Annotated in this window: 14 protein-coding genes and 1 pseudogene; 12 read left to right on the forward strand and 3 right to left on the reverse strand. The window is 62.4% G+C overall.

From position 1 onward, the window contains the following. Positions 1–51 precede the first annotated feature (51 nt). From LG385_RS06520 to LG385_RS25645, 10 genes and pseudogenes are all read left to right on the forward strand, one after another. Positions 52–1,263, forward strand: coding sequence for an ABC transporter substrate-binding protein (locus LG385_RS06520; RefSeq protein ID WP_225773371.1), 1,212 nt, complete (start codon positions 52–54; stop codon positions 1,261–1,263). 73 nt (positions 1,264–1,336) lie between these two features. After that, positions 1,337–2,215 (forward strand): branched-chain amino acid ABC transporter permease, encoded by an 879-nt coding sequence (locus LG385_RS06525; protein ID WP_181112419.1) that lies wholly within the window; start codon positions 1,337–1,339, stop codon positions 2,213–2,215. Between the two features lie 10 nt (positions 2,216–2,225). Further along, positions 2,226–3,998: an ABC transporter permease subunit gene (locus LG385_RS06530; RefSeq protein WP_225773373.1), complete on the forward strand. Its 1,773-nt coding sequence runs from the start codon at positions 2,226–2,228 to the stop codon at positions 3,996–3,998. Further along, the gene (locus LG385_RS06535; protein ID WP_225773375.1) at positions 3,991–4,695 is read left to right on the forward strand and encodes an ABC transporter ATP-binding protein; all 705 of its coding nucleotides are present in this window, start codon (positions 3,991–3,993) and stop codon (positions 4,693–4,695) included. Before LG385_RS06530 ends, LG385_RS06535 begins: the two co-directional genes overlap by 8 nt. Positions 4,696–4,714: 19 nt before the next feature. After that, the gene (locus LG385_RS06540; RefSeq protein WP_225773377.1) at positions 4,715–5,713 is read left to right on the forward strand and encodes an NAD(P)H-quinone oxidoreductase; all 999 of its coding nucleotides are present in this window, start codon (positions 4,715–4,717) and stop codon (positions 5,711–5,713) included. Then, positions 5,710–6,474 carry an SDR family oxidoreductase gene (locus LG385_RS06545; RefSeq protein WP_225773379.1) on the forward strand — a complete coding sequence of 255 codons (765 nt, stop codon included), beginning with the start codon at positions 5,710–5,712 and terminating at the stop codon, positions 6,472–6,474. The genes LG385_RS06540 and LG385_RS06545 overlap by 4 nt, the downstream gene beginning before the upstream one ends. A 68-nt stretch (positions 6,475–6,542) precedes the next feature. Continuing rightward, positions 6,543–7,364 (forward strand): shikimate dehydrogenase family protein, encoded by an 822-nt coding sequence (locus LG385_RS06550; protein WP_225773381.1) that lies wholly within the window; start codon positions 6,543–6,545, stop codon positions 7,362–7,364. Further along, complete coding sequence (locus LG385_RS06555; RefSeq protein ID WP_225773382.1) at positions 7,361–8,953, forward strand: GMC family oxidoreductase; 1,593 nt, start codon at positions 7,361–7,363, stop codon at positions 8,951–8,953. The genes LG385_RS06550 and LG385_RS06555 overlap by 4 nt, the downstream gene beginning before the upstream one ends. 252 nt (positions 8,954–9,205) lie before the next feature. Next, positions 9,206–9,988 (forward strand): annotated as a pseudogene (locus tag LG385_RS25640) (MCP four helix bundle domain-containing protein); the annotation flags it as partial. A gap of 21 nt (positions 9,989–10,009) precedes the next feature. After that, a complete protein-coding gene (locus tag LG385_RS25645) occupies positions 10,010–10,846 on the forward strand; it encodes a methyl-accepting chemotaxis protein (protein ID WP_413247359.1) in 837 nt (278 codons plus the stop codon). Positions 10,847–11,042: 196 nt separating this feature from the next. On the opposite strand, the gene ycaC is transcribed toward LG385_RS25645, so the two are convergent. Next, positions 11,043–11,663: an isochorismate family cysteine hydrolase YcaC gene (gene ycaC, locus LG385_RS06565; RefSeq protein ID WP_181112372.1), complete on the reverse strand. Its 621-nt coding sequence runs from the start codon at positions 11,661–11,663 to the stop codon at positions 11,043–11,045. A gap of 165 nt (positions 11,664–11,828) precedes the next feature. Here ycaC and LG385_RS06570 point away from each other — a divergent pair, with 165 nt between their 5' ends. Next, positions 11,829–12,857, forward strand: a complete 1,029-nt coding sequence (locus tag LG385_RS06570) for a Gfo/Idh/MocA family protein (RefSeq protein WP_225773387.1) — start codon at positions 11,829–11,831, stop codon at positions 12,855–12,857. A gap of 80 nt (positions 12,858–12,937) precedes the next feature. Beyond that, a complete protein-coding gene (locus LG385_RS06575) occupies positions 12,938–14,935 on the forward strand; it encodes a M10 family metallopeptidase C-terminal domain-containing protein (RefSeq protein ID WP_225773389.1) in 1,998 nt (665 codons plus the stop codon). A gap of 29 nt (positions 14,936–14,964) precedes the next feature. Here LG385_RS06575 and LG385_RS06580 read toward each other — a convergent pair whose 3' ends face one another. Both LG385_RS06580 and LG385_RS06585 read right to left on the reverse strand, forming a co-directional pair. Next, complete coding sequence (locus LG385_RS06580; protein WP_225773391.1) at positions 14,965–17,196, reverse strand: TonB-dependent siderophore receptor; 2,232 nt, start codon at positions 17,194–17,196, stop codon at positions 14,965–14,967. Positions 17,197–17,458: 262 nt separating this feature from the next. Further along, the gene (locus LG385_RS06585; protein WP_225773393.1) at positions 17,459–18,496 is read right to left on the reverse strand and encodes an LLM class flavin-dependent oxidoreductase; all 1,038 of its coding nucleotides are present in this window, start codon (positions 18,494–18,496) and stop codon (positions 17,459–17,461) included. Positions 18,497–18,534 lie beyond the last annotated feature (38 nt).

Consider the following 18,534-nt stretch of genomic DNA (forward strand, 5'->3'; position numbering starts at 1 on the left):
GAACCGGTTCAAGTACGCTGACTGGCGTGCTGCAACCAGGAGACATCTGCGATGACAACCCTTCCCTGGGCCAAACTCGGCCTTGCTGCCCTCTGTATCAGCGCTTCTGTTTCAGCGATGGCCGACGTGCGCATCGGCGCGCTGTTCCCTTTCAGCGGTGGCCTTGCCTTACTGGGCGATGAAAGTTACAGAGGCGTAGAAATCGCCATCGCCGAGCGTAACGCCGCGGGCGGCCTCAAAGGCGAGCAGATCAACCTGGTGAAGGCCGATGCCGTAGACGCCGGCCAGGCCGTAGGCGCCGCCCGACAGCTGACGTCGGGGCAAAACGTTACCGCGGTGTTTGGCAGCTATTCGTCGGCGCTGTCGTTTGCGGCAACGCAGGTGACCGAAGTCGCCGGCGTGCCGTATTTTGAGCTGGGCGCCGTGTCGGACGACATCACTGACCGCGGCCTGCAATACGTTTTCCGCAGTAACCCCACCGCCAAAAGCTTCGCCAAAGGCACCATCACAGCAGTTACCGACCTGGTGGCGCCCAAGCTGGGTGTGGACCCTAAAACCTTGAAAATCGCCATCATCCATGAGGACGCGTTGTACGGCACCACGGTGGCCAAGTTTCAGAAGCAGTTCGCGGCCGAAAAAGGCCTGACGATTGTTGAAACCCTGCCGTATTCGGCCAAGGCGGTCGACTTGTCTTCGTTGATCCTTCGTTTGAAGGGCGCCAACGCCGACATCGTGCTGCAGACGTCCTACCAGAACGACACGGTGCTGTATTTCCGCCAGGCACGAGAAGCCGGTTATACGCCCAAGGCCGTCATCGGGGCGGGGGGCGGCTACTCCATGCAGGACACGGCCAAGGCCGTGGGGGCACAAAACATCGAAGGGGTGTTGGACGTGGACTTCCCGCAGTTCCAGACCAACGAAACCGGCGCACCCGGGATCGCAGCCTTCGCCGACGCCTATCGCAAACGCTACGGCAGCGAACCGCGGTCCGGGCATAGCCTGATCAACTACGTGGGCGCCAAGATTTTCCTCGATGCCATGGAAAGCGCGAAATCCCTCGAAGCGGACGACATCCGCGCTGCGGTCGCCAAGGTAGATATCCCCTTGGGGCAGACCGCCGCCGGGATCGGCGCCAAGTTCGGCACGAACGGCCAGAACGAGCGCGCCGAAACCACCGTGATGCAATGGCAGGGCGGCGTGCTCAAAACCGTGTACCCGCAGTCGGCCGCCGTCTCTGAAGCGCGCCTGGCCACCCAACCCTGACTGACCTCCACCGGCCCGGAACCGCCATAGGCGTGTTCCGCGGCCCCGTTCGCTCGCAGGGAGGGACTAACCCATGGAGATTTTCTTGCAGCTGCTGCTCAACGGCGTGCTGTTAGGCGGCACGCTGGCGATCATCAGCATTGGCCTTACCTTGATCTTCGGCATCGTTCGGGTTGTGAATTTTGCCCACGGCGAGTTCCTGATGATCGGCATGTACTGTGTGTACCTGCTCAACCAGCACTTGGGGTTGCACCCGTATGTAGCTATCGTGCCCACGGTAGCGGTGTTGTTCTGCCTGGGCGCGGCGATGCAGCGCTTTGTCATCCAGCCACTGCTCAATGCCGAAGGTCACATTCAAATCTTCGCCACGGTTGGGGTGTCCATCGCCCTGATGAATGCCGCGCTGCTGGTGTTCGGCGCCGATGTGCACACTGTCAGCAACCCCAGCGGTTGGGGTACCGGTAGCGTTAGCCTGGGTGGGCTGCGGGCCAGCACTGGCCAGCTGGCAACCTTTACGGTGTCGCTGCTGCTGGTCGGGGCGCTGCATTGGTTCTTGCACAACACCTTCCTGGGTCGCGCGGTGCGCGCCACCGCCCAGCACCGCAATGCGGCGCAGCTGATGGGCGTGAATGTGAAAGGCATTTATGTGTTCGCATTTGGCTTGGGGTGCGCTTGCCTGGGCCTGGCCGCCGGCATGATCGCGCCGCAGTACCCGGTGTTTCCCACCGTGGGTACGTTCTTTGTGCTTACAGCCTTTGTGATTGTGGTGCTGGGTGGTCTGGGTAGCCTTTCCGGCGCCCTGGTGGGCTCGTTGCTCATTGGCATCGTCGACAGCCTGGCGGGCTTTTACATCGCGCCAGACCTCAAGGAGGTCGTGTACTTCCTCATCTTCCTCGGCATCCTGGTCGTGCGCCCCACCGGCCTGTTCGGTGCCGGGCGTGGGTCGGAATAAGGAGCCTCGCATGAACCTGACCCACCCCCGTGTGTACGTGAGCCTGCTGGCGTTGTCGCTGCTGCTCATCATTCCATTCGCGGTCGGCTCACCCTTTGTGTTCCACCTGTTCATCCTGGTGTGCAGCTACGCCGCTCTTGCCGGCGCCTGGAACATCGTGGGCGGCTTTGCCGGCCAGTTGTCCCTGGGCCATGCGGTGTTCTATGGGGTAGGCGCCTATGTGGCAACCCTGTTGGTGATTCATTTCCAGCTCACCCCCTGGATCGGCATGTTCGTGGGCGCGGCCTTGTCCACGGTGCTGGCTGTCGTGATCAGCTGGCCCTGCTTCCGCCTGCGCGGGCCGTTCTTTGCGCTGGCCACCATCGCCGTGCTCGAAGTGGTTCGCCTGGTGGTGATCAACCAACAGGACATCACCGGCGGCGCTACCGGGCTGGCCGTGCCCCTGAAAATGGGCGCCGAGTGGATGCTGTTCCGCCAGCGCTGGCCGTACCTCCTCATCGCCTTTGGCTTCCTCGCCGTCACCTTGGTGGTGGGCTGGAAGCTCAAGCAATCACGCCTTGGCTATTACCTGATCGCCGTGCGCGAGCGTGAAGACGCCGCTCAGGCGGTGGGGGTGAGCGCGGTGAAGGTGAAGCTGGCCGCGGTGATGATCTCCGCGTGCCTCACCAGCCTGGTGGGCAGCTTTCACGCCATGTACCTCACGTTCATCGAGCCTGGGGCGATGTTCTCGCTGGAGCTGTCGATCCAGGTCGCGATGTTCGCCCTGATTGGCGGGCTGGGCACGGTGTCGGGCCCTTTGATCGGCACGGTGCTGGTGTTGCCGCTGGCCGAGCTCGCCCGTGGCTGGCTGGGCGACATGGGCAGCGGGGTTCATGGCCTGGTGTATGGCTTGGTGCTGGTGGCGGTGGTGCTGACCATTCCCCAGGGGATCGTCGGCCGCTTTGGCGGGCGGGTGGGCGCATGGATCGACCGCCTGCCTGGCGGCCGCCATCAGCGATTGCCCGAGACGTCCGCACCGGTAGCCACAGCGGCGAGCACTACCCGGGGCGAGCCTATTCTGGTGGCTGAACACCTGCACAAGTACTTCGGCGGGCTGCATGCCACGAACGACGTATCCATCAGCCTCAACGAGGGGGAAATCGTTGGCGTGATCGGGCCCAACGGGGCGGGCAAGACCACGGTATTCAACCAGCTTTCCGGCTTTTTGCCGCCCTCCGAGGGGCAGGTGAAAGTACGCACCCGCGACGGCCGCTGGATTACCCCGAGCAGCCCGGCACAGTTCGCGCTCGCGGGGATCGGCCGCACCTTCCAGATCGTTCAACCGTTCGCCGACCTTACCGTGAGCGAGAACATCATGCTCGGCGCCTTCATGCATACCCGGGTGCCGGCCGAAGCACGCGCTATCGCCGCCCAGGTGGCGCAGCTCACCGACCTTACTGGCCTACTCGAAACCCGCGCCCGCAACCTCACGGTGGGCGGCATGAAGCGTCTGGAAATGGCCCGGGCGCTGGCTACCCGGCCCCGGGTGCTGTTGCTCGACGAAGTAATGGCCGGGCTCAACCCTACCGACGTCGCCAAGGCCATCGAGATTATCCGGCGGGTGCGCGATGCCGGCGTGAGCGTGCTGATGATCGAACACATCATGCAAGCCACCATGACCCTTTCGGACCGGATAGTGGTGATCAGTTCCGGCGCAATGCTGATGGAAGGCCTCCCCAGTGAGGTGGTCAGCAACCCGCAGGTGATCGAGGCTTATCTGGGCAAGGAGTACAGCCATGCTTAGGCTCAACAACGTGCATGCCGGCTATGACCGTACCGAAGTGTTGCGTGGCGTCTCCATAGAGGTGAACGCCGGCGAAGTGGTTACCATCGTCGGCGCCAATGGAGCGGGCAAAACCACTACCTTGCGCAGCCTCTGTGGCCTGGTAAAGCCCACACAGGGGACGATCGAATTCGAAGGGCAACGCCTGGACGGCCGCCGCCCCGATGAAGTGGTAGAGGCGGGTATTACGCTTATTCCAGAAGGGCGCCAGCTGTTCCCCTTTATCAGCGTGCGGGACAACCTGCTGATGGGCGCTTACAAACGCAGCGCCCGCATCGGCTACAAGCAGCGCCTGGAGCAGGTGCTGGAACTGTTCCCCAGGGTGCGCGAGCGCCTGGGCCAGTTGGCGGGGTCCTTATCAGGTGGCGAGCAACAAATGGTCGCTATCGCGCGTGGCCTGATGGCAGAGCCCAAGCTGCTGATGTTCGACGAGCCCTCGCTCGGCCTGTCGCCACTGCTGGTGTCTCAGGTGTTCGACATCATCGAGAAAATCCTTTCCCTGGGCACCACGGTGCTCATCGTCGAGCAGAACATCGTGCATACCCTGCGCATCGCCCACCGCGGCTATGTACTGGAAAACGGCGCCGTCACATTGACCGGCACCGGCCGCGAGCTGCTGGAAAACCCTCATATCAAGCGAGCCTACCTGGGCCTGTAAACACCATTTTGGAGGTTGCATGAGCACCCACACGATGCGTCAGATCGAACATGGCCAAGGCGGGCCGGCAAACTGCATGATCGTTGCCCAAGGCCCGGTGCCCCAGCCGGGGCCTGGGGATGTGTTGCTCAAGGTGGCGTACGCTGGGGTCAATCGGCCGGACGTACTGCAACGCTCTGGCAGCTATCCACCGCCCCCGGGGGCTTCGCCGCTGCTGGGGCTGGAAGTGTCGGGTGAAGTGGTCGCCCTCGGCGAGGGTGTGAACCAGTGGGCGCTGGGTGACAAGGTCTGCGCCCTTACGCCTGGCGGGGGTTACGCCGAGTACTGTGTGGTACCGGCCGAGCACTGCTTGCCGGTCCCCGCGGGCCTCTCTTTGCTGGAAGCCGCCGCGTTGCCGGAAAACTACTTCACGGTGTGGACCAACCTCTTCGAACGCGGCCGGCTGCAATCGGGCGAGACCCTTCTCGTGCACGGCGGCTCCAGCGGCATCGGGCTCACAGCAATCCAGCTGGCCAGCCACTTCGGGGCGCGTGTGCTGACCACGGTAGGTTCGGCCGAGAAAGCCCAGGCGTGCCTGAAAGCCGGGGCCGCCCGGGCGATCAATTACCGCGAGGAGGATTTCACTCAGGTAGTGGCCGAAGTGACCCAGGGGCGCGGTGTGGAAATGATCCTCGACATGGTCGGCGGGGACTATATCCAACGCAATCTGTCAGCTTTGGCCGTGGAGGGGCGGCTGGTACAGATAGCCTTCCTCGAAGGCAGCAAGCAGGTACTGGATGCCATGCCAATCATGCTGCGCCGTTTGACCTTCACCGGCTCCACCCTGCGCCCCCGCAGCAGGGAACAGAAAGCAGGCATTGCCGCAGCGCTGCAGCAGCAGGTATGGCCGCTGCTTGAAGCAGGGCAGTGCCGGCCAGTGATCCATGCAACCTTTCCCTTGGCCGAGGTGGCCGAAGCGCACACGGTGATGGAAAGCAGCCGGCATATCGGCAAGCTCATGCTGGAGGTGAACCCATGAGCCGGCACCAGGGGCGTACCGTGCTGGTCTCGGGGGCCGGCAGCGGTATCGGCGCGGCCATTGCCCAACGCTACTGCGAAGAAGGCGCGGTGGTGGCGATCCTCGACGCGGATGAGCAGCGCGCACGCGACCAGGCCGAGCGCCTGCAAGCGCAGGGGTACCACGTAGCCTGGCATCAAGCGGACGTTGCTGATTTCGATCAGTGCGAACAAGCATGCGCACAGCTTGAATCCATCCTGGGGCCTATCGATACCCTCATCAACAATGCCGGTGTGTCGCCCAAGCACAACGGCCAGGCCGCGCCCATCTGGCAGATGGACCCAGCAGAATGGAATCGGGTGGTCGCGATCAACCTTACGGGGGCGTTCAACCTCAGCCGGTTATTGTCGCCCGGCATGGTCGAGCGCCGGTTCGGCCGTATCGTCAGCATGTCCTCAGTGGCAGGCAGCGCGTACCTGCCACTGGTGGCGGCGCATTACAGCGCAACCAAGGCCGCGATCATCGGCTTTACCCGGCACTTGGCCGGGGAGCTCGGCCCGTATGGGATCACGGTGAATGCCCTCGCGCCTGGCCGCATTGAAACGCCGCTGCTGAAAACCGTTGCCGCCGAGGCCAACCAGGCAGTAATCGACGAAACCCCGCTGGGCCGCTTGGGCCAACCGTCGGAGGTGGCCGATGCCGCGTGTTTTTTGACCAGCCGCGACAGCAACTTTGTGACCGGGCAGGTGCTGGACGTGGCCGGCGGCTGGCTAATGCGCTGACCCAAACGTTGCGCGGCCCGGCGGCGCGTGCCTTCAGTCCAAGACGCATTCACTTTGGCGTGATCGACATGAAAAGTATCAGTGAGATCTCCGGCGCCACGCGCCTGTACGCAATCATCGCGGACCCCATCATCCAGGTGAAGACACCTCAGGTTATCAATGCCCTGTTCGAGCAGGTCGGCCATGAGGGGGTGATGGTGCCTTTCCACGTTACTGCCAGCGGATTGCCAGTGGTCATAGCAGGCCTGCGGTCGCTGGCGAACCTGGAAGGTTTTATCGTCACCGTACCCCACAAAACCGCCATGCTTTCGTTGTGCGACCAGGTTACCGCCCACGCTCAACAGGTGGGTGCGGTCAACGTCGTCCGGCGCAGCCCGGCTGGGGAGTTGATTGGCGACATCCTCGATGGCATCGGCTTTGTGGCTGGGCTACGGCAGGAGGGCTTCGAGCCTGCCGGCGCGAGCGTTTACCTGGCCGGCGCGGGCGGAGCGGCCAATGCCATTGCCTTTGCCCTGGCCGAAGCAGGGGTTGCCCGGCTGACCGTGGCCAACCGCACTGCGGCAAAGGCCGAGGCCTTGCTTGCACGCCTGCGCGCGGCTTTCCCCACGTTGCCGCTGCACTTGGGTAACGCAGACCCGAGCGGGCATACGCTGGTGGTCAATGCCACCTCACTCGGCCTGCGCGAAGGGGACCCTTTACCCTGCGATACCGGCCGCCTGAGCGCCGATCAGTGGGTGGCCGAGATCATCATGCAGCCGGCGCGTACCCCCTTGCTGCTGGCCGCCGCCGCACAAGGTTGCCGCGTTCAGGAAGGGCTGCCCATGTTGCTGTGCCAGGCGCGGTTGATGGCCCGCGCGATGGGCGCACCGGTGTCGGAGGGCGCGGCATGACGGTCTACGACTATGTGATTGTGGGCGGAGGGACCGCCGGTTGTGTGCTGGCCAATCGGCTTACCGCGAACGGCCGCTTCAAGGTGTTGATGCTGGAGGCGGGCGGCGAACCCAAAAGCCCGTGGATTCCCATTCCAGCGGGGTTCAGCAAACTGCTGGTCAATACGCGTTACAACTGGCGTTTCCAGACCGCGCCTGAACCCAACACCAAGGGCCGAGTGATTGCGGTGCCTCGGGGCAAGGGGCTCGGGGGCTCAAGCCTGATCAACGGCATGATCTACGTGCGCGGGCAGCCGGGCGACTACGATGCCTGGGAACAGGCTGGTGCCAAGGGCTGGAATTTCCAGAGCATGGCGCCTTACTTCCGCAAGCTGGAGGCCTACCAACATGGGGGCGAAGGGCGCGGGCGCGAAGGGCCGATGAATGTGCATCGGGTGAATGAAATGTACCCCATTGCCCAGGCCTTCCTTGAAGCGGCGCGGCAAGACGGCCAACCGGCCAACTCCGATTACAACGCCAGCGTGCAAGAAGGATTTGGTTACTACCAGGTGTTCCAGAAGCAGGGCCGTCGCTGGAGCGCCTACGACGCTTACCTCAAACCCATACGCCGGCGCGCGAACCTCGAAGTGGTTACGGGCGCGCAGGTGCAGCAATTGCAAATGGCCCAGGGCCGCTGCGTGGGGTTGCGTTATCGCGTGGGTGAACGTGAGGTTACTGTGCAGGCGGGGAGGGAGGTGATCCTCTGTGCCGGCACCATTCAAACGCCGCAATTGCTGGAGTTATCGGGCATTGGCCGGGAAGACGTACTGCGCCAGGCCGGCATACCTTTGCAACACCGCCTCGACGGCGTAGGCGAGAACTACATCGACCACTTCGCCACGCGCATGAACTGGCGCCTGAGAAACACGCTCACGCTCAATGAGATGGCGCGCGGTTGGCGCCTTGGCCTGGCGGTTGCCGAATACGCGCGCCGGCGCACCGGGATTCTCACTTTGGGCACGGGACTGGTGCATGGCTTCGTGCGAACGCGGAAAGAACTCGCTACCCCGGACGTGCAGTACTTTTTCGTGCACGCCAGTTATGCCAACGCCGCGGAGCGGATCCTCGACCGCCATCCCGGCATGACCCTAGGCGTAAGCCAGCTACGGCCGAAATCCGTAGGCAGCATCCACATTCAGTCAGCAGACGCCAGCCAGATGCCGGCCATCAAGCCCAACTTCCTGGATGCAGAAGAGGACCGCCAGAGCATGATCGAGGGCATGCGCATCGCCCGGCGTATCGTTGGGCAACCGGCGTTGCGGGACTACATCGAAGCGGAAACGAGCCCCGGCCAAGGTGTGACCAGCGATGAACAGTGGCTTGAATTTGCCCGTGACAACGGCCAGACGATCTACCACCCCATTGGCACCTGCCGCATGGGGGAGGGCCCGCTTGCCGTGGTGGATTCGAGCCTGCGCGTTCATGGCTTGGCGGGATTGCGTGTGGTGGACGCCTCGGTGATTCCGACCATGGTGTCCGGCAATATCCAGGGCGCGGTGATGGCAGTGGCCGAACGGGCGGCGGACCTGATCCTGCAAGAGGCTGTTTAGCCGATAATTTCCCGGGCCGGTCGCCTGTAGCAGCAAGGCTTGCCTGCGACCTTTCGCCGTTGAACCTGCGGCCCTGCCGGGCCGGTCGCTCCCAAGGCAGGCTGCTACAGGGTTCGGTCGGCCCGTGGCAAGGTCTTCGTCATGGACGACGAATGGCATAATTAGCTTGCTAAGTTTTTCCCGCCCCTGCCGATAGCAAGGCCGACGGCAGCACACCGCTGCCCCGATATCAATTCTCCTCGGAATTCAAGTATGGGCTGGTTCACCAACGCGAAACTGTCGAGCAAGCTGCTCGGCTCATTCATCATTTGTGCGTGCATTACGTTGGTGATCGGCGTGCTGGGCTGCTTGACCATGAACGAACTGTCCGATCGCCTGGATGACGTGTTCTCCAATAACCTGGCCTCGGTCACCAATGCGTACGAAGCAAAGGCCAAGAACGTGGCTCAGCACCGCGATGGCTACAAGCTCATAGCGTTGGCGCAAAACAATGCGCCTCAGCAAGAGCTTGCCGCCACCCTGGAGTCGATGAAGGCCAACCGTGCTGCGGGCGAAAAAGCCTTTGCGGCCTACCGGGCTGCGCCGATGGCCGACGACGAGCGCGGCCCCGCTGAACAGATGGCGAAAGACCTGCCGATCTATCAGGCAAGCCTTGATAAGGTAGCCGCCGCCGTCGCCGCCCGGGATTTCGACACGGCCCACAAGCTGCTGGCCACGGAAGTGATCGATGGGTACCGTCGCGTCATGGCCTCCCAAGACCTGATCATCGAATCCAACCGGCGCCAGGCTGACGAAGCAGCTCAGGCAGCCGCGCAGAGCTCGCACTCCGCGGCCATGATGCTGTACGGCGGCATGCTGGTCGCCTTCATTGCCGCTATCGCGCTTGGCTTGCTGATCACCCGCGTGATCACCCGCCCGATCGCTGTTGCCGTGGACAGTGCCCAGCGTATTGCCAAGGGCGATCTGACCACTGCCATCGTGAGCACCAGCACCGACGAAACCGGTCAGTTGCTGACGGCGCTGTCTGGCATGCAGGGCAATCTCAAATCCACCATCATGGAAATTGCCAACGCCTCGGACCAGCTGGCTTCCGCCGCTGAAGAGCTGAACGCAGTGACCGAAGAAAGCTCCAACGACCTCACTCGCCAGAACGACGAGATCCAGCAGGCGGCCACTGCCGTGACCGAGATGACTTCGGCGGTGGAAGAAGTAGCCCGCAATGCGGTGTCCACTTCCGAGGCGTCGCGCGCCACATCCGACGAAGCCCATACTGGCCGTAACCAGGTGCAGAAAGCCGTAGGCGCCATCGAAAGCATGGCGCGTGAATTGAACACCTCCTCGGAAACCGTGCAAACGCTGGCCGGGCAAGTGCGTGACATCGGCAAGGTGGTCGACGTCATCCGAGCCATCGCCGAACAGACCAACCTGCTGGCGCTGAACGCTGCCATCGAGGCCGCCCGTGCTGGCGAACAAGGCCGTGGCTTCGCCGTTGTGGCGGATGAAGTCCGTGCCCTCGCGCACCGTACTCAGGTGTCCACCGGCGAGATCGAGAGCATGATCAGCACGGTTCAGAACACCACCGACCAGGCTGTATCAGCCATGGGCAACAGCCAGAAACTGGCCGTCAACACCCAGGAACTGGCCCAGGCCGCCGACGCTGCCCTGGACCGCATCACGGTCGCGGTGGGTGGCATCAACGAACGCAACCTGGTGATCGCCAGCGCTGCGGAAGAACAGGCTCACGTCGCCCGCGAAGTGGACCGTAACCTGATCAATATTCAGGACCTGTCGACCCAGACCGCCGCTGCCGCCAACCAGACCAGCGCTTCGAGCCAGGACCTGTCCAGGCTCGCCAGCTCGTTCAATGTGATGGTGGGGCGGTTCAAGCTGTAACTCTTGCCACGCTCATTGGCCCACTCAAAAAACCCGCTCCGGCGGGTTTTTTCGTTTGAGCACACACTCCTGGCGCGGCGGGCGGGGTAGGGGTTGGCCATGTGTAGCGTGAACGAGCAACCGGGCAGGCAAAAAAAAGCCCGCCGAAGCGGGCTTCGAAGCGGGCGAAAGTCAGGGAGCAACGCGGTGCAAGGGCTTACCGGGCGGTGAGCGCCGAGTAGCTGTTCATCAGGTTGCGGTAGTTGGGGATGCGCTGGGACAGCAGGTTGCCCAGGCCTTCAATGTCGTTGCGCCAGTCGCGGTGCAGTTCGCAGGCGACCGAGAACCAGTTCACCAGTTGCGCGCCGGCGGCGCTCATGCGGTTCCACGCGGCTTGTTGCACGGTCTTGTCGAAGGTGCCCGAGGCGTCGGTCACCACGAACACGTCAAACCCCTCCGCCAGCGCCGAAAGCGTTGGGAATGCCACACAAACGTCAGTCACTACGCCAGCGATGATCAGTTGCTTGCGGCCGGTGGCCTTGATCGCCTTGACGAAGTCTTCGTTGTCCCAGGCGTTGATCTGGCCAGGGCGGGCAATGTAGGGGGCGTCGGGGAAGATTTCCTTCAGCTCTGGCACCAGCGGGCCGTTCGGGCCTTGCTCGAAGCTGGTGGTGAGAATGGTCGGCAGGCCGAAGAACTTGCCACAGTCGGCCAAGGCCAGCACGTTGTTCTTGAATTCGTTAGGGGTGAAGTCTTGCACCAGCGAGATCAGCCCGGTCTGGTGGTCGATCAGCAGCAGTACGGCGTCGTTCTTGTCCAGGCGCTTGTAAGTAGTCATGGCATCAATCCTTTTGAGTCGTGAGTAGTAGCTGAGCAGTTCCACAACCGCCGGTTTGAGTGGCTGCGGTATGGGGGCCACTTTACGGAGAGGTGGCTGGGAGGACAATTAGCCGAAAATGGACTTAACTGATTCCTTATTGGAAACAATGACTGGAGCTAATACATGACCGTTCGAATTGCCCTGATCGGCGCCGGTGTGATGGGGCGGCAGCACGCTACCTACCTTGAACGCAATCCCGATACCGAACTGGTTGCCATCAGCGACCCGTTCAACACGAGCCTTGCCGAAGAGCTTGGCGTGCCCACCTTCGCTGACCATCGAGCAATGCTTGAGCAGGTGGCGGTAGACGGCGTGATCATCGCCAACCCCAACGACCTGCATGTGAGCACCGCCCTGGACTGCCTGCGGGCGGGCCGCCCGGTGCTGCTGGAAAAACCGGTGGGCACCCATGTCGAAGAAGTGCGAGCGCTGGTGGTGGCCGAAGCCGAATCCGGCGTTCCCGTGCTGGTGGGGCATCATCGTCGGCATAACCCAATCACCGCCAAAGCCAAGGCCATCATCGATAGCGGCAGGCTCGGCCGCATTACCACCTTCACGGGGCTATGGCAGTCGCAAAAGGACGACGCCTATTTCGACGTGGCCTGGCACCGCCGCCAGGGCGCGGGGATCCTGCTGATCAACCTGGTGCACGACCTGGACCTGATGCGGTACCTGTGCGGCGAAATCTCCGCGGTGCAAGCCATCACCAGCACCGCCGCCCGTGGCCACGAAGTGGAAGATACCGCAGCCCTGTTGCTGCAATTCAGCAATGGTGCATTAGGCACGCTGACCGGCTCGGATGCCTGCGCAGCGCCCTGGAGTTGGGAGCAAAGCAGTAGCGAAAACCCCGCGTTCGCGCAGCAGCCTGAGCAACCCTGCTACCTGATCGCGGGCACCCTGGGTGCGTTGTCGATACCGCAGCTACAGGTATGGACCTACGGAGAGCAGAAGGGCTGGCATCACCCGCTTCAGCAATCCGCTGAGGCCAAGGCAGAGGGCACTGCGTTGGGCAACCAGCTGGCGCATTTCGTACAGGTGATCCGGGGTGAAGCCAGGCCGGTGATCGACGCCGCCGATGCCATGCGCACCTTGGCGCTGGTGGAGGCCGCCCGTACAGCGGCCAGCGAGGGCAGGCGGGTGAACCTTCCCTGACGAAACCCAGGCCTGATGGCAGGCCCCAACTACACTTAAGCATCCTGCGAACCGCCTTCGGTTCGACCCTGGAGCCTGCCATGCCTACCACCGAACCGTTACGCACCGGTAAAACCCTGATCGACTTTTCAGGCAATGACGATTTCAGCTACAGCGCCAGGCCCACGGTGGGAAGTGCATGGATAGTAGGCCTTACGTCCAACGGTCGCAGCGATGACTATGCCTTGGCCCTGCTGGGCGACGATGGCCAGCTGAATTACGACTACAGCGAGGATGGGGTAGGGCGTGTGCCGCAACTTGGCCGCTTCGAGGACAACGGTGGCCTGGCCGGCGGCCCTTACGGGGATATCCTGACCAGCGGAGTGAGCGAGGAGGGGGGCGCTTACACCCTCAACATCCTTTCTACCAGAAGCTGGCTCAGCGGGCCGCCGGCCGAGTGGGGCGCCGTGGTGCTGCCCATGGGCACCTCTGCGCCGTTCTACAGCAACGTGCAAACGCAAGGGAACAGCGCTGTGCTGGCCAGTGCACGTAGTGACTCCGCCCTGACCGTGGCGTACTTCGACAGCGTCGGGGCACTTTACCCGTTCTTCGGAGATTCGCCCGTTGCCACGCTGACACTGCCACAAGGCCTGGCTTTCGACGGCGCAACGCCGCTTGCGCTAGAGCCTGGTGGCCAGATCGTGGTCGCCGGTTATAGCGAAGCCGGTGCGAGCGCGGATTTTAGTGTGGTGCGGTTCAATGCCAGCGGAACCCGGGACACCAACTTTGGCGCTAACGGTACCGCTACTTACGCAATCGGGCCAGGCGATGATTTCGCCCGTGCCGTCACCGTGCAGGACGATGGCAAGATCCTTATCGTGGGCACCAGTGAAACCAGCCGCGGCGACTATGACCTGAGCGTGATCCGCCTCAATGCCGATGGCAGCCTGGACACGGGCTTCGGTAACGGCGGCAAAGTGACCGTTGATTTTGAAGGCGGGCGTGACGCCGCTCAAACAGTTGAGGTGCGGAGAAACGGCGACATTCTAGTGACCGGCAGCGCTGTAAATGCACAGGGCAATACCGACATCGCGGCCGTGCAGTTCACCGCCGATGGCTTGCTGGACACGGCATTCGGCGATCCGGCGGACGGCCTGCACCGTATCACCGGCAGTCACTCGGAGAACCTGCTGGTGGGTACCGCGAGCGCTGAGCTGCTTTCAGGCCAAGGCGGCGAGGACCTGCTTGACGGCGGGGCCGGCCGTGACCGGCTCAGAGGCGGCGAGGGCCAGGACGTGTTTCGTTTCAGCGAGCGCGGCGACAGTTACCGCACCGCCAACGAACGCTTCGGCGACGGCATTGTGGATTTCGATCCCACTCAGGACGTGATCGACCTGACGGCGTTGGGCTTTACAGGGCTAGGTGACGGCCGCGAAAACACGCTGGCCGTGAGCGTCAACGCCAGCGGTACCCGCACTTACCTTAAAAGCTTCGAGGCAGATGCCAACGGCCAGCGTTTCGAAGTGGCATTGGAGGGCGACCTCAGCGGCCAGTTGAATGAGACAAATATCGGTTTCGTGCCTGCCATTCTGGAGGGCAATGATGGCAAGCAGAGAATCGAGGCCACTCACCTTGCGTCGGAGGTGCTTGGGTATGGCGGCGACGATAAGCTGATAGGCGGTTTTGGGAACGATACGCTCGAAGGCGGCGCGGGCCGTGATGTGCTCAATGGCCGAACGGGCACGGACACGTTCCGCTACACCGAGCTTACGGACAGTTATCGCGATGCCGGCCAGACCTACAGCGACCGTATTCTCGAGTTTGAGGTGTACGTGGACCGTATCGACGTCGCCGCGCTGGGGTTCACCGGGCTGGGCGATGGTCACAACGGCACCTTGGCTATCAGCGTGGGCGAGTCAAACCTGTTCCAAAGCGTGGATACCTACCTCAAAAGCTATGACACCAATACCGCCGGCCAACGCTTTCAACTCACGCTCAACGGCGACCTCAGCCGGGTGCTGACAGAGGAGAACTTTGTGTTCGCGCCTGCGCCGGCCAATGACGTTGAATTGCTGGGCGTGGCCGAGACTGCCGCCTAAGGTGAGGTGGCAAGCCAGGCCACCTTTGGTCAGAACTCTGCCGTCACCGAAGCAAAGTACGCGCGGCCCGGTTCGTTGTAGGTCGCCGCGCCGGCATTACCAGAGTTGTCCTCGCGGAACAGGCGTTTGTCGAACAGATTGTTCACGCCTGCCGTGACGCTCCAGGTTTTGCTCAAGCGGTAGTTGGCGGTAGTGCCGAACAAGGTGTAGGCGCCGCGTTTTTCCAGTGCAGCGCCGGCCGCGTTGGCCCCGGTACCGGTCAAGCTGCGCGGCTCCTGTTCGCCGTAGTGGGTCATGTTGAGGGACAGGTCAAGGTTCTCGGTGGCCGCCCAATCCAGCATCGAGTTGATGGTGTACTCGGGGATCACCGACAGCGGCTCGTTGGTGACCTTATTGTGGTTCTCGATCATGTAGGTGACGTTGGTGGTCCAGCTCAGCACGTCGCCGGCGTTACCCAACAATGGCACGGTAAGGTTGCCCTCCCAACCGGCGACCACTGCCTTGGGCGCGTTTTCCCACTGGAACACGCGGCCGCGAATGCTGGTTTGCGCGATTTCATCCATGCCGGCGACGATCTTGTTCTTGTAGTCGTTATGAAAATACGTCAGCCCCGCCACCCAGCCGTTGTCGGCAAAGGCCACGCCTACTTCCTTGTTCACGCTGGTTTCAGCGTCGAGGTGGTCATTGCCCAACACGTAACAACCACTGCCCAGGTTAGGCGCGGTAACGGGGCAACCCGTGCCCCGGGTGTAATACAGGTAGTTGGGGTTGCTCTGGTACAGGTTGGGCGCTTTGAACGCGCGGGCGATGCCGGCTTTGAGGGTCACTGTATCGGTGAGTTTGTAGGCGCTGTTCAGGCTGGGGCTCCAGTTGCCGCCAAAGTCGCTCTGGCGGTCGAAGCGCACCCCGGGGGTGAGTGTCCAGCCTGAGCTCAGCTCGATGTTGTCTTCCATGAAAAGCGCATAGTTGTGCGCGTCGCTTTCGCCGGAACGGTTGGCCGAGATGCCCGGGATCGCGCCACCGTTCAGCGCCTGGGAGTTGGAATAGGGGTCATCGAGTTTGTCTCGGGTGGCCTCAGTGCCCAAGGTGACTACCTGGGTGAAGCCCCATTCCACGGGAATGTTCAGCTCGCCGGCGAAGCGGTAATGGTTCAGTTCGGACGTAGAGCGGCTGCTCGCATTGCCGATGCTGCCTTCCGGGCCGCCGGCGAGCCCTTCGTTGAGGCGCCTGTTGCGGGTATTTTCAAAGGATGCCACCACCTGAGAAGTGCCGAAATCCCAGTCCCCACGGTGGGTCACCGAACCGGTCTGACGGTACATCACGTTGGTTTCTGCGCCGCTGTTGGCCAGCTCCGTCAGAAGCGCACTGCCGCTGCCGTTCACTGCGCGGTCACCGGCGTAGATGTTGCCTTGGCGGCTGTAGCCGGCTTCCAGCTCAAGGGTTTGCCGTGGGTCCAGGTCCCAACGCAGCAGGCCGTCGATGTCTTTATTGCGCACGCCTTCACGCCCGGCTGGCGGCGTGGAGGTGGCGCTGGCTGCGTAGTTCTGGTTAAGGGCAAGGTCGTCGGCGTCGGTTTTGTTGAAGTTACCGTACACGCGGTAGGAAAACTGGTCCGCCAAGGGGCCTGCCGCATTGAAGCCGATGCGCTTCGTCGCGCCTTCGTCGCTGTGTTCAGGTTGGTTGAAGTAGGTGGTCACCGAACCGCTGTGTTTGGCCGTGGGCGCCTTGGTGATGATGTTGACCACACCACCCGCCGCGCCGGAACCATAGCGGGCGGCTGCCGGGCCGCGCAGCACTTCGATGCGCTCGATCGCCTCCACCGGTACCCAATTACTGTCGCCACGGGTATTGCGCTCGCCGCTGCGGCCCATGCGCACTGAGTTGCGCGAGGTAACGGGCTTGCCATCGATCAGGATCAGCGTGTTTTCCGGGCCCATGCCGCGCAGGTCGATCTGCCGGTTATTACCGTACTGGCCGCTGGCGCTGTTGCCGGTAAGGTTCACCCCGGGCATGCGTCGCACAAGGTCCGAAATGTCATTGACCGGTGGCCGCTTCTTGAGGTCTTCGCTGGTGATGATCGAAACACCGGGGGCTTGGCGCAGTTCCTGTTCGGCTGTGACCAACGTGGCTTCGAGTTCTACAGGGGCGGGGGCGCTGAGCACTGTGCCGTCACGCTTTTCAGTGTCTTCGGCGGCCTGCAGCGGGGCCGTCATGGCCAGCAGCGCGAGGGACAAGTGGCGGGGTTTGAAGGCAGGGTACATCGGCATCGCTCCATGTGATGAGGTAGAACACAGGAGCGGCCGGGGCGACAGGATTGCACACGGCCACTACCGTGGCGCGTGCAAATGTCAATTGTTCGCAAATGATAGTAAATATTATTTACAAAATATACATTTCGGTATGGTTTTGAAATAAAGCGTAATCATTCGCTCTGGAAAGATTGTCCTAGAGGGCTTGAAAGTCTTTCCTCGCTGGTGGCAGGCCCAAGCTCATTTCGGACCTACCATTGCGCAAGCCTTTTGATTATCGAAACGCTGGCACCACTTGCTCGATAAATAACGCCAGGGATTTTTTCTTCTCGGCATGGGGCAGGCTGTTGTCGCACCAGAAGCTGAATTCATCCACGCCCAGTTCCTGGTAATAGCGAATACGCTCGATCACCTCGCTTGGCGTGCCGATCATGGTGTTCTTGTGGATGTTCTCCAGCTGGAATTCCGGGCGCTCGGCGAACTTGGATTCCGGGCTGGGCTGGAGGAAGCCATTGACTGGCGCTTCCTTGTTGCCAAACCAGGCATCGAAGGTGCGATAGAAGCGCGAGATAGCCTTGGCGCCCACCTGCCAGCCTTCAGGATCGTCCTCGGCATGCACATGGGTGTGGCGCAGCACCATCAGCTGCGGCCTGGGAACGTCAGGGTTGTTGGCCAAGGCGGCCTCGAACTTGTTCTTCAGGTCTACCACTTCTTCATCGCCCTTCATCAGCGGCGTGACCATTACGTTGCAGCCGTGCTTGACCGCGAAGTTGTGGGAATCCGGATCCCGCGCTGCGATCCAGATCGGAGGGGTGTTGATCGGCTTGGGCACGCTGGTGGACACCGGGAATTTCCAGATCTCACCGTCATGGGCGTAGTCGCCTTCCCACAGCTTGCGCACCACCGGGACCATCTCACGCAGGGCATTGCCGCCACTGGATGCAGGCATGCCGCCGGCCATGCGGTCGAATTCCACCTGATAGGCGCCGCGGGCCAGGCCCACTTCCATGCGTCCGTTGCTGATCACATCGAGCAGGGCGCATTCACCGGCCACCCGCAGCGGGTGCCAGAAGGGGGCGATGATGGTGCCGGCCCCCAGACGAATGGTCGTGGTACGTGCGGCCAGGTAGGCCAGCAGCGGCATCGGGCTGGGAGAGATGGTGTATTCCATCGCATGGTGCTCCCCGATCCACACGGTGCTGAACCCTCCGGCCTCAGCCATCAGGGTGAGTTCGGTCAGGTCTTCGAACAGTTGACGATGGCTGACCTGCTCATCCCAGCGTTCCATGTGTACGAACAGCGAAAATTTCATCTCGGCCTACCTGTGCTTGTTGTGGGTGCCCGCTGTGG

This window comes from Pseudomonas sp. Marseille-Q5115 (assembly GCF_916618905.1).
Classification (GTDB): domain Bacteria; phylum Pseudomonadota; class Gammaproteobacteria; order Pseudomonadales; family Pseudomonadaceae; genus Aquipseudomonas; species Aquipseudomonas japonica_A.